This window comes from Halotolerantifilum yawarlongkerapense (assembly GCF_054506745.1).
On the sequence record NZ_CP199719.1, the window covers coordinates 2,663,502 to 2,676,072 of the forward strand.

The following is a 12,571-nucleotide window of genomic DNA, read 5'->3' on the forward strand; positions in this document are numbered from 1 at the left end:
CAATGGACTTGTCGGTGAAAATATTTTTTTGCCCGGACCGGGACAAAAAATTAACACATGGACAGAAAGCGTCCCGAGGGGTGATGATATGTCAGAACAAGCGACCATGGAAGATGTGGTCGACCAATTGAAAATTATCGCACCCGAGATTGTGGATGCCGTGACCATGCGGTATCAGATACTCAGGACCGTTAAATTCACCGAACCCATCGGTAGACGGGGACTGGCGCAGGCTCTTGGAATAAGTGAGAGAATCATCAGGAAAGAGGCAAACCTGTTGAAGGACCAAGGACTGCTCGGGTTTTCGATCGAGGGCATGTTGCTATCCGATCGAGGCGATAGGATGATCGATGCACTCGCTCAATTTTTCCACCACTTGATGGGTCTCAGGACGCTCGAAGAGAGGCTTGCCGCAAAGCTTCAGATCAAGCGTGTGATCATCGGATCCGCAAGTGATATCAAGAATCCTTCCCTGGAAACAAAAGAAGTGGCTGCAACCGCAGCGCGTTATCTTTCGGAAATCTTGACAGATCATGAATACCTGGGCATCACCGGGGGAACCACGGTGATGGAAGTGGTGGAAGCTTTTGAAGCTGATAAGCGTAGCTATAAGGATTTGAAAGTCATACCGGCACGTGGTGGACTCGGTAACAAAACGGATTTTCAGGCGAACACGCTCGTAGAAAAATTGGCCGACAAACTCGGTGCGCATTACAAACTGCTCTATACGCGGGACAATCTATCCGCATCGTCCATCAGTCAACTGGTGGAAGAACCGGATATCCGCGAGATCATTGGGATGATCAACAATATCGATGTGCTGCTTTTCGGCGTAGGACGAGCCGATGTGATGGCACGAAGACGAAACCTCGATGAAGAGGAAGTGGACATGATCCGTCAAAAAGGAGCTGTCTGCGAAGCCTTCGGGCACTTTTTCAACCGCGAGGGTAAAATTGTTCATGAAGTCAGTACCATCGGTATTGACCTTGATAAATTTAAGCATCTCAAGCAACTCATTGCTGTGGCGACGGGCCGAGAGAAAGTGGAGGCTATCATCGCTATCAGCAAACTCAACCCCAACCTCGTGCTCGTGACTGACGAGAACGTGGTCAGAGAGATTTTAAAGGACTAAGGAGGAATCGAGAATGGTAAAAGTAGCGATCAATGGATTTGGTAGAATCGGCCGCAATACCTTCAAAGTGTACACAGAGATGGAAAGCCCTAATTTTGAAGTGGTTGCGATCAACGACCTGACAGATCCTGGCACGCTGGCACATCTTCTGAAGTATGACTCGCTCTTCGGTAAATTCGACGGTACTGTCGAAGTGAAAGAAGATGCACTGGTTGTCAATGGAAAAGAGATCAAGATCTTCGCAGAGAGAGATCCTGAGAACCTTCCTTGGAAAGAACTCGGTGTAGACGTGGTCATCGAATCAACAGGTTTCTTCAGAACAGCCGAAGCAGCTGGCAAGCACGTAAAAGCCGGCGCAAAGAAGGTTGTCATCTCGGCTCCTGCTAAAGGTGAAGACATCACGGTTGTAATGGGTGTTAACGAAAAGGACTACGATCCTGCGAATCACCACATCGTTTCCAACGCATCTTGCACAACGAACTGCCTCGCACCTTTCTCAAAAGTAATCGACGAGACTTTTGGCATCAAGAACGGTCTCATGACGACGATCCACTCCTACACAAACGACCAGAGCATCTTGGACGGACCTCACAAGGACCTGCGTCGCGCACGTGCTGCTGCTGAAAACATCGTGCCCACGACAACAGGCGCCGCCGCTGCAGTAGCCCTGGTGCTTCCACAGCTCAAAGGCAAAGTCAACGGGATGGCCATGCGTGTACCGACGCCTACCGTTTCACTTGTCGATGTGGTTTTCGAAACAGAGAAGCCCGTTACAGTTGAATCTGTGAACGCAGCACTTAAAGCCGCTGCTGATGGCGAGCTCGAGGGCATCCTCGGATACTCCGATGAGCCGCTGGTATCACGCGACTTCTTCAAAGACGCTCGCTCTTCGATCATCGATGCAGATTCTACGATGGTCACCGGCGACAAGATGGTGAAGATTGTTTCCTGGTACGACAATGAGTGGGGTTACTCCAGCCGACTGATGGATCTGGTCGCCTACATGGTGGAAAAAGGATTATAAGCACATTCCAGGCCCTGAAAACGCGTTTTTCAGGGCCTTATCCCCTTACTCTTAAAGAATGAACAGGAGGCAGATCTGATGAAATACGATAAGAAGTCAATTGAAGATATTGCCGTGAAGGGCAAAAGGGTGCTGATGCGTTGTGACTTCAACGTACCGCTCGACGGCGAGACGATCACTGATGAATCCCGGATCCTCGGGGCCCTACCGAGCATCAAGTACCTGATCGATAAGGGTGCCAAGCTCATCTTGTGTTCACACCTGGGGAAACCCAAGGGTGAGTACAAAACAGAGCTCAGCCTGGCACCTGTAGCCAAGAGCCTCACCGGGCATCTCGGCAAGCCTGTGGTCTTCCATTCAGAACCGGAGATTGTAGGCGCCCAGACGACGGCAGCCATTTCAGCGATGGAAGAGGGCGACGTGGTACTCCTAGAAAATACTCGCTTCAACGCGGGTGAGACGAAGAATGATGCCGCTTTTGCCAAAGTACTCGCGTCCTTGTGTGAAGTCTACGTCAACGATGCCTTTGGTACGGCCCACCGCGCCCACAGTTCCACGGTCGGTGTGACTGACTATGTGGATGAAGCGGTCAGCGGCTATCTGATCAAAAAAGAAATCGACTTTCTCGGCAATGCTGTGGAAAATCCGGTACGCCCCTTCGCCGCAATCCTAGGTGGTGCTAAGGTGTCGGATAAGATCAAAGTGATCGATAATCTCCTCGACCGTGTCGATACGCTGGTTATCGGTGGTGGCATGGCCTATACCTTCCTGAAAGCACAGGGCCATGAGGTGGGCAAGAGCCTCGTGGAGGCTGATCAGCTCGATTATGCCATCGATATGGTGAAAAAGGCGGAAGTCAAGGGTGTGAACCTCCTCCTCCCCGTAGACCATGCGGTGGCCACGGAGTTTTCCAAAGAGGCGAAGCCATCCTATACCGATGACCAGGAGATTCCGGCGGATGCCATGGGTCTCGACATCGGACCAAAGACAATCGCCCTCTTTTCGGAAGCACTGGCGAAAGCCAAGACCATCGTTTGGAATGGACCCATGGGTGTCTTTGAATTCGACGCCTTTGCCAAGGGTACCCTAGAAGTCGCGAAGGTGCTCGCTGAAGCAGATGCCACGACGATCATTGGTGGTGGCGATAGCGCCGCGGCCGTGAACAACCTAGGCTTCGGTGACAAGATGACCCACATTTCCACAGGCGGCGGTGCTTCGCTCGAGTTTCTCGAGGGTAAAGACCTGCCCGGCATTTCCGCACTGAACGATCGACAGGAGGAATCCAAGTGAGAAAACCAATCATTGCAGGAAACTGGAAGATGCACAAGACCATCGCTGAGGGACTCGAGTTCGTTGAGGCCATCAAACCGGCGGTAGCCGGTACCGATGTGGAGGTCGTCATCTGTGCACCCTACACGCTTCTGAAGGATTTGAAAGCGGCGACGGTGGGTACGAACATCAAGATCGGCGCGCAGAACATGCACTTTGAGGATGCAGGTGCCTTCACAGGTGAGATTGCCCCCGCGATGCTCAAGGAATTGGATGTGGACTTTGTCGTGATCGGTCACTCCGAACGACGTGCCTACTATAACGAGACCGATGAAACGGTTAATAAAAAGGTGCTGAAAGCGCTGGCGGTCAGCATCCGACCGATCGTGTGTGTTGGTGAATCCCTCGCGCAGCGCGAGGCCGATGAAACGAAAACGATCGTCAAGGCACAGGTGGAGAAAGCCTTCGCCGGTGTCGATGCGTCTGATGTTAAAGATACTGTTGTGGCCTACGAACCAATCTGGGCGATCGGAACGGGCAAAACGGCTTCTAGCGCCGATGCCAACGATGTGATCGCTTATATCCGTTCTATTTTGAAGGACCTCTATTCCGAAGAGATTTCCGAAGATGTGCAAATCCAGTATGGCGGTAGCGTAAAACCTGCCAATGTAGTGGAGATCATGAATGAATCGGACATCGACGGTGCTCTCGTCGGCGGCGCGAGCCTTGAGCCCGACAGCTTCACCGAACTGGTAAACTTCTAAGGAGTCGAAAAGATATGAAACAACCTGTAGCACTAATTGTCCTGGATGGTTGGGGGGATCGATCGGAAGATAAGGGGAACGCTGTTCACGCGGCCAACACCGAGAACTTCGACCGGTACGTGGCCAACTATCCCAATAGCTTTCTGGGCGCCAGCGGCGTCGATGTCGGGTTACCCGAGGGCCAGATGGGAAATTCAGAAGTAGGCCATCTGAACATTGGCGCGGGCCGAGTGGTCTACCAAGAATTGACGCGCATCACGAAGAGCATCAAGGACGGCGATTTCTACGAGAAAGCCGAATTTCTCGATGCGCTCGCCCATGTCACGGAAAACGGCACGAAACTCCACCTGATGGGCCTGCTTTCCGATGGTGGCGTGCACTCGCACATCAATCACCTCAAGGCGCTCATACGACTGGCCAAGGAGCAAGGACTCGATCAAGTTTACGTCCATGCCTTCATGGACGGTCGTGATACACCACCGAAGAGTGGTGTCGATTACCTGGCCGAGCTCGAATCCTATATGGAAGAGATCAGCTTCGGTAAGATCGCCACGGTCAGTGGTCGTTATTACGCCATGGACCGTGACCAGCGATGGGAACGCACGGAGAAAGCCTACGATGCGCTGGTGAAAGGCGAAGGCGTGAAAGCCCCTTCCGCCGACGAGGCGATCAAGGCTTCCTATGCGGAAGATACCACCGACGAGTTCGTGCTGCCCACGGTGATCGAGAAAGATAGCGATCCCGTGGCCACGATTTCAGAAGACGATGCCGTGATCTTTTTCAACTTTCGACCGGATCGCGCCCGTCAATTGACGCGTGCCCTGGTGGACGTTTCCTTTGACGGTTTCGAGAGAGAGTACTTCCCACTGCACTATGTGTGCATGACGCAGTACGATATCACAATCGAAAACGTTGAAGTGGCGTACAAGCCCACGAGCCTATCCAACACGCTCGGCGAGTACCTCTCGTCGCAGGGCAAGACGCAGCTTCGCATGGCGGAGACTGAGAAGTACGCCCACGTGACTTTCTTCTTCAACGGTGGTGTGGAAGCACCGAATCCCGGAGAAGAGCGCGTCCTCATCGACTCGCCCAAGGTACCAACCTATGATATGAAGCCTGAGATGAGTGCTTATGAAGTGACCGATCGGGTCATCAAAGAGATCGATCGTGACCAGCATGATTTCATTGTGCTCAATTTCGCCAATCCCGACATGGTCGGTCACACGGGCATCTTTGATGCCGCGGTGAAGGCCGTTTCCACAGTAGACGAGTGTCTCGGTCGTGTTGTGGATAAGTTGCTCGAGAAAAATGGCTATGTGCTGGTGACGGCAGATCATGGTAATTCCGAACAGATGATGGATGAAAACGGAAAGCCAATGACAGCTCATACCACGAACCATGTACCGCTGATTTTTATCGGCGGCAAAGAAGCCGAACTACGCGATGGCGGCAAACTGTCCGATCTCGCGCCAACGATTTTAGAACTGATGAAGTTGCCTGTACCGGAAGAGATGACGGGCAAGTCACTGATCAAGTAACAAGGAGGAGATAGATATGTCATTCATTATCGATGTATACGCAAGAGAAATTTTAGATTCACGTGGTAACCCAACGGTAGAGGTGGAAGTTGTACTCGAAGATGGTAGCATGGGCCGTGCGGCCGTACCATCAGGCGCTTCTACGGGTGCTTTCGAAGCTGTTGAGTTGAGAGATGGCGACAAGGAACGTTACCTCGGTAAAGGTGTAACGAAAGCCGTTGACAATGTCAACGATCTGATCGCAGAAGAGCTTATCGGCATGAGCGCTCTCGATCAAGTGGCGATCGACCAGTTGCTCCTTATGATTGACGGGACACCCAATAAGGGCAAACTCGGTGCCAATGCAATTCTCGGCGTGTCCATGGCCGTAGCAAAGGCAGCGGCCAATCTCCTCCAGATTCCACTGTACCAGTATCTCGGTGGCGTCAATGCGAAGGTACTCCCCGTTCCTATGATGAACATCCTCAACGGTGGAGAGCACGCTGATAACAATGTGGATATCCAAGAGTTCATGGTGATGCCCGTAGGTGCAGAGTCCTTCAAAGAGGCGCTCCGCATGGGTGCGGAGATTTACCACAACCTCAAGGGTGTGCTGAAGGCCAAAGGCCTGGCCACGGGTGTGGGTGATGAGGGTGGATTCGCACCGAACCTCCCATCGAACGAAGAAGCGCTGAAGGTCATCGTGGAAGCCATCGAAAAGGCCGGCTACAAGCCTGGCGAGGAGATCATGCTGGCTGTGGACGCCGCGGCAACAGAGTTCTACGATGAAGAGAAGAAGCACTATAATCTGAAGGGCGAAGGACGAATTCTCTCGAGCGAAGAGCTCGTGGACTACTACGCTGAGCTGATCGACAAGTATCCGATCATTTCGATTGAAGACGGTCTGGCAGAAGAGGACTGGGACGGTTGGAAACTTATGGTCGAGAAGAACGGCGACAAGATCCAGATCGTTGGAGATGATCTCTTCGTGACGAACACAGAGAGACTCTCCCGAGGGATCGAGGGCGGTAACGCCAACTCGATTCTGATCAAACTGAACCAGATCGGGTCCATCACGGAAACCTTCGATGCTATCGAGATGGCAAAGCGCGCTGGTTTCACCAACGTCATCAGCCACAGAAGTGGTGAGACGGCCGACAGCACAATCGCCGATGTGGCTGTCGCTGTGAATGCCGGCCAGATCAAGACCGGTGCTCCGGCTCGTATCGACCGCGTGGAGAAGTACAATCAGCTCCTACGCATCGAGGAAGAGTTGGGCGATGCTGCACAGTATGCAGGCATGAGTGCATTTTACAACTTGAAGTAAATCCAGTGGGGATTCTACCGATCAGGTGGAATCCCTTTCTTTTTCTGGATATGCAAACCTTTTCCTAGCCTTGGAAGGCTAATCTTATTGCCTTTCACCGGGTGGGTATGATAAAATACTTTTGTTAAACTCGAATGTAAGGAGGGAACGACATGGCTATGTTTTTTACAGTAATTTTGATCCTCTCGTCGATTGTGCTCATCGCAAGTATTCTTATGCAACACGGCAAGAGCGCGGGACTTTCCGGGACCATCGGTGGCGGCGCCGAGCAGCTTTTCGGTAAGAAAAAGGGAAGATCATACGATACACTGCTCGATAAAGTCACGAAGGTTGCGGCTCCAGTCTTTATCATCAGTGCGCTCTTAGTCTTCTACTTCCAATAAGACAACACACATAACGGGGAGGATTCTTGATGAATTATGCAATTTATGCGGCAGGGATCGGTATCGTCGCGTTGGTCTTCGCTTACTACCTGGTAGTAAGTCGAGTGAACAAGATTAACGTGACAGTCGATCGGATGAATGAGATCGCCTCTTACATCCAAGAGGGTGCGATGGCCTATTTGAACCGACAGTACCGTGTGCTGGTAGTCTTCACTTTGGTACTCGCGGTGGTCATTGCCGTGGGGATCGGCGTACAGACATCGATCTCTTTTTTAGTGGGAGCCTTTTTCTCGGCGCTCGCGGGTTACTTCGGCATGCGCGTGGCGACGAAAGCCAATGTGCGCACAGCCTTCTCTGCTAAGGAGAAGGGGATGAACGCAGCACTCAATGTGGCCTTCTCCGGTGGAGCGGTCATGGGCATGAGCGTCGTGGGCCTTGGCCTGCTCGGCCTCGGTGTACTCTTTTATATTTTTGAAGATCCAGCCATCATCACCGGGTTCGGTCTCGGTGCTTCTTCCATCGCACTCTTCGGACGTGTGGGGGGGGGAATCTATACGAAGGCAGCCGACGTGGGTGCCGATCTCGTGGGTAAAGTAGAGGCAGGTATCCCTGAGGATGACCCGAGAAACCCTGCGGTTATCGCCGACAACGTGGGCGACAATGTGGGCGACGTGGCCGGCATGGGCGCAGACCTCTTTGAATCCTACGTGGGTTCGTTGATCGCTGCCATCACGCTGGGGACCCTCATGGGTCTTGAATTTGCGATCTACCCGTTGACCCTAGCGGCGGTGGGTGTCATCTCATCCATCATCGGGACCTTCTTCGTGAGAACGAAGGAAGGTGACGATCCGCACAAGGCGCTGAAGATGAGCACCTACGTTGCGAGCGGCATTGTGCTCGTTGCCAGCTTCTTGCTCAGCCAAAGCTTCCTGGGTACGTATAATGCAGGTCTTGCCGTCACAGCAGGTCTCGCCGCCGGCGTGATCATCGGTGCGGTGACGGAGATTTATACATCTGAAGAATACAAGAGCGTCAAACGTATTGCAGAGCAGTCGCAGACGGGTCCTGCAACGACGATCATCAGTGGTCTCGCCGTAGGGATGTACTCGACCATGTGGCCGATCCTGATCATCTCTGCAGCGACCCTGATCTCTTACCAAGTCATGGGTCTGTACGGTATCGCGCTTGCGGCCGTCGGCATGTTGTCCACGGCAGGCATCACGGTAGCCGTTGACGCCTACGGCCCGATCGCCGATAACGCCGGTGGTATCGCCGAAATGAGCGAACTAGAGTCCAGCGTACGTGCGATCACAGATAAACTCGACGCGGTGGGTAATACCACTGCGGCAATCGGTAAGGGCTTTGCCATCGGTTCGGCAGCCCTGACCGCTCTCAGTCTTTTCGCATCCTACTCTAAGGCTGTTGGCCTGGAGTTTATCGATATTCTGAACCCGAAGGTCGTCGTCGGACTCTTCATCGGTGGTATGCTACCCTTCCTCTTCTCGGCCATGACCATGGAATCCGTTTCCAAGGCGGCTAACAAGATGATCGAGGAAGTACGCCGTCAGTTCAGAGAAATCCCCGGCCTGATGGCGGGTGAAGCGATTCCCGAGTACGCGAAGTGCGTAGAAATCAGCACGACCGCGGCACTCAAGGAAATGATGCTTCCGGGGCTTATGGCAGTCGTTACACCGCTTGTCGTGGGAATCATTCTGGGTGCTGAGGCACTTGGCGGCATGCTGGCCGGCGCCCTTGTCACGGGTGTCGTGATGGCGATCTTTATGGCCAATGCCGGTGGCGCGTGGGACAATGCGAAAAAATACGTTGAAGAAGGTCATTATGGCGGAAAGGGCTCCGACACGCACAAAGCGGCTGTCGTGGGCGACACTGTTGGCGATCCCTTCAAGGATACATCTGGTCCTTCGATCAACATTTTGATCAAGTTGATGACCATCGTATCCCTGGTGTTCGCTCCAATCTTCCTGATGTTTGGTCCTTATCTGTAAGAAACGAGCTCCCGATCCGGGAGCTTTTTTCGTGTAAAGAGCAACTATTGGGTATATATAATCCGAGGTGATTGATGTGATAACAAAAGAAGCAATAGTCGATGTGATCAAGGCATCCACACGACCTTTATTTGCGAAGGAAATCGCGGCCGAGCTTGCCCTCGAGCCGGGTGAGATGCCTGTTCTCGAAAAACAGTTGGAGGCACTAGAAGCCGACGGCGTCCTCATGACCACTTCTAAGGAGAAGTACGGTCGCCCTAGTTTCTTTGGTTTTGAGTCGGGCGTCGTTCAGGTGGCGCAGAAGGGATTTGGTTTCCTGCTCGTCGAAGACGGAGAAGACATTTTTATCCCCCGCACCCACCTCAACGGTGCGATGAATGGCGATACGGTAATCGTAAAAGTCTACAGTGAAGACAGTAACGGCCGATCGCGGGGTTTTGTGGAGCGCATTGTCAAACGCTTCAAAACAGAAGTTGTCGGCGTCTTCGAAAAGACCAAGAATTTTGGTTTTGTGATCGTGGATGACAAGAAATTCCATATGGATATTTTCGTCGGAGGTGGTGGCACCAAGGGTGCCGAGACCGGAGATAAGGTGCTCGTGGAAATCATCAAATGGCCGACCGATGGGAAGAAGCCCGAGGGCATCGTGCGGGAGATCATCGGTAAGGCGGGCGACCTGCGGACGGAAAGGGATGCGATCATCCGTAAATTTGATCTGCCCGATGCTTTCCCCAAGAAAGTACTCAAGGCCTCAGAGCAAATTCCCGACACGATTCCTGCCGAAGAACTCGAAAAACGCAAGGATTTTAGAAACCACGCGATCGTGACCATTGATGGCAAAGATGCCAAGGACCTAGATGATGCCATAGGAATAGCGCGCAGAGATGATGGTCATTACGACCTGAGCGTCCATATAGCCGATGTCAGCCACTATGTGACCGAGAACAGCATCCTAGATAGAGAAGCCCTTGAGCGGGCCACCAGCGTCTATCTCGTCGATCAGGTGATCCCGATGTTACCCGAACGGTTATCGAATGGGATGTGTTCTTTGAATCCCAATGTGGACCGGTTGGTCATGTCACTCGAAATGGTAGTTACCCCCCAGGGAAAAGTGAAAAGCTACGAGCTTTCCAAGGGTGTTATCAACACGGTGATGCGGCTGAACTACGAAGAGGTGGCCGATCTGATCGAGGGGAAAGCATCTCCCGAGGATGTTAAGCGTCTCGAACCTGTTCGCGCCTCACTTGAGCAGATGGCCGAGCTGTCTCAGATTCTCAACAAGATGAGAGAACAGCGCGGTTCGATTGATTTCGATTTTACCGAGAGCTACATCGATACCGATGAAGAGGGTTATCCCGTTGTGATCAGAAAACGTGAACGCAGGATCTCCCACCGTTTGATCGAGGAATTCATGCTGTTGGCCAACGAAACCGTGGCCGAGCATATGTTCGCCAAAGAGCTACCCTTCTTATACCGTATCCACGAGGTGCCCAGTCCGGATAAGATTGCGGAGTTCAGAGCCTTTATCCATAATTTTGGATACCAGCTCGAGGGCGATCCAAATGAGCTGAAGCCAATTGAGGTGCAGAACTTGCTTTCTAAGGTAGAGGGGACCCCCGAGGAGCACGTCATCAACCGCATGATGCTCAGGAGCCTCAAGCAAGCGCGCTACTCACCGGAAAACGAAGGACACTTCGGTCTGGCCGCAGAGCACTACACGCACTTCACTTCTCCCATCCGCCGCTATCCCGACCTACAGATCCACAGGATCCTTAGCGAGCAGCTCAAGGGAGACCTCAATCAGAAGCGAGTCGAACACTTTGAGAGAATCCTGCCCGAGGTGGCACAGATCACCAGTGCTAAGGAGCGCGTGGCCGAATCCTGTGAGCGAGAGACGGATGACTTCATGAAAGCCGTGTACATGCTCGATTACGTGGGCGAGGAGTTCGAGGGTATCGTTTCGTCGATCCTACCCTTCGGTATGTTCGTGGCTCTGGACAATACGGTCGAAGGACTTGTGGGCAACCTGTCCATGCAGGACTTTGAGTACAACGAGCTGTCCATGACCCTGCAGTCGAAAAGCACCAAGGCGGAGATCCACCCTGGCGATCACGTGACGGTACGTGTGACGAAGGTGAATCCCCTGCTTCGCGAAATCGACTTTGAACTGCTCGGGCACGAGAATTTGACAACATCTTGACCACACGGTATAATTAGCTTTGGAACTTATTTGAGGTGAAGACGGATGAAACTCATTGCCAACAACAAAAAAGCACGTCATGAATACTTCATCGAGGAGACTTTTGAAGCGGGCCTCGTCCTGACCGGAACGGAAATCAAATCCATCCGAAAAGGCGGAGCCAACATCAAGGAAGCCTATGCTGAGGTAGATGGTGAAGAAGTTTTCATCCACGGGATGCATATCTCACCTTATGAGCAGGGGAACCGATACAATGTGGATCCCATCCGCACGCGGAAACTGCTCCTCCGAAAGCGAGAGATTAAGAAACTCATCGGGGCGACGACCCGGCAGGGCTATACGCTCGTCCCTTTGAGACTCTATATCAACGATCGTGGGCTGGCGAAGCTCGAGATTGCTCTTGCCAAGGGAAAGAAGCTCCACGACAAACGCCGCGACATGGCTAAGCGCGATGCCAACCGCCGGATCCAACAGGAACTGGCCAGGAGGCAACGCGACTAACGCGGGGGCGTTTTGGTTTCGACAGGGGTATGGTTTCACGATAAGCGAGCCGTGTTTTCTGCCTGGGGTACACGCTAAAGAACTGGGCAACTCAAAATAAACGCTAACAATAACGATTTAGCATTCGCAGCGTAATCGCTGCATGATCTTGTGGGATTTCCCGCCCTCCCATAGGATCTAAAAAAAGCGCGGGGTACTTCACCTGGGACTTGTCCCGAGCCCTGGTGAGGACTTAGGGACTAGCCTTCCGCTTTGTTCGTCACTTAACGCCGCGGTTGGCGAAACTAAAGATGTGACTGCGCTCGGAGAAAGTCGTGGATAAGTGCCTTTGGACGTGGGTTCGAGTCCCACCGCCTCCACCAATTTCAACCACGTTCGGATGAACTTCCGAACGTGGTTGTTCTTTTTGTCTGAACAACCACCTTGTGAAGGGTAGAAGCCGTCACCG

10 protein-coding genes and 1 other RNA gene are annotated in these 12,571 nt (G+C 52.6%); all 11 read left to right on the plus strand.

Annotated elements, in window-relative coordinates:
- Window positions 1-88 precede the first annotated feature (88 nt).
- The 11 genes from ACULM0_RS13070 (at window position 89) to ssrA (ending at window position 12,485) form a co-directional block, all read left to right on the plus strand.
- Window positions 89-1,132 carry a sugar-binding transcriptional regulator gene (locus tag ACULM0_RS13070; protein WP_463677982.1) on the plus strand — a complete coding sequence of 348 codons (1,044 nt, stop codon included), beginning with the start codon at window positions 89-91 and terminating at the stop codon, window positions 1,130-1,132.
- Window positions 1,133-1,145: 13 nt separating this feature from the next.
- Window positions 1,146-2,156: a type I glyceraldehyde-3-phosphate dehydrogenase gene (gap, locus tag ACULM0_RS13075; RefSeq protein ID WP_463677983.1), complete on the plus strand. Its 1,011-nt coding sequence runs from the start codon at window positions 1,146-1,148 to the stop codon at window positions 2,154-2,156.
- A 78-nt stretch (window positions 2,157-2,234) separates the two neighbouring features.
- Entirely contained in the window at window positions 2,235-3,446 is a 1,212-nt protein-coding gene (locus tag ACULM0_RS13080; protein ID WP_463677984.1) for a phosphoglycerate kinase, read from the plus strand.
- A complete protein-coding gene (tpiA, locus tag ACULM0_RS13085) occupies window positions 3,443-4,189 on the plus strand; it encodes a triose-phosphate isomerase (RefSeq protein WP_463677985.1) in 747 nt (248 codons plus the stop codon). The genes ACULM0_RS13080 and tpiA overlap by 4 nt, the downstream gene beginning before the upstream one ends.
- Before the next feature lie 14 nt (window positions 4,190-4,203).
- Entirely contained in the window at window positions 4,204-5,727 is a 1,524-nt protein-coding gene (gpmI, locus tag ACULM0_RS13090; RefSeq protein ID WP_463677986.1) for a 2,3-bisphosphoglycerate-independent phosphoglycerate mutase, read from the plus strand.
- Window positions 5,728-5,743: 16 nt separating this feature from the next.
- A complete protein-coding gene (gene eno / locus ACULM0_RS13095; RefSeq protein ID WP_463677987.1) occupies window positions 5,744-7,033 on the plus strand; it encodes a phosphopyruvate hydratase in 1,290 nt (429 codons plus the stop codon).
- Window positions 7,034-7,185: 152 nt separating this feature from the next.
- A complete protein-coding gene (gene secG / locus ACULM0_RS13100; protein WP_463677988.1) occupies window positions 7,186-7,416 on the plus strand; it encodes a preprotein translocase subunit SecG in 231 nt (76 codons plus the stop codon).
- A gap of 29 nt (window positions 7,417-7,445) precedes the next feature.
- On the plus strand, window positions 7,446-9,422 hold the full coding sequence (locus tag ACULM0_RS13105) for a sodium-translocating pyrophosphatase (RefSeq protein WP_463677989.1): 1,977 nt from the start codon (window positions 7,446-7,448) through the stop codon (window positions 9,420-9,422).
- Between the two features lie 76 nt (window positions 9,423-9,498).
- The gene (gene rnr, locus ACULM0_RS13110) at window positions 9,499-11,622 is read left to right on the plus strand and encodes a ribonuclease R (RefSeq protein WP_463677990.1); all 2,124 of its coding nucleotides are present in this window, start codon (window positions 9,499-9,501) and stop codon (window positions 11,620-11,622) included.
- Window positions 11,623-11,667: 45 nt separating this feature from the next.
- The gene (gene smpB, locus ACULM0_RS13115) at window positions 11,668-12,123 is read left to right on the plus strand and encodes an SsrA-binding protein SmpB (RefSeq protein WP_463677991.1); all 456 of its coding nucleotides are present in this window, start codon (window positions 11,668-11,670) and stop codon (window positions 12,121-12,123) included.
- 3 nt (window positions 12,124-12,126) lie between these two features.
- Window positions 12,127-12,485: a transfer-messenger RNA gene (gene ssrA, locus ACULM0_RS13120) on the plus strand.
- Window positions 12,486-12,571: the final 86 nt, after the last annotated feature.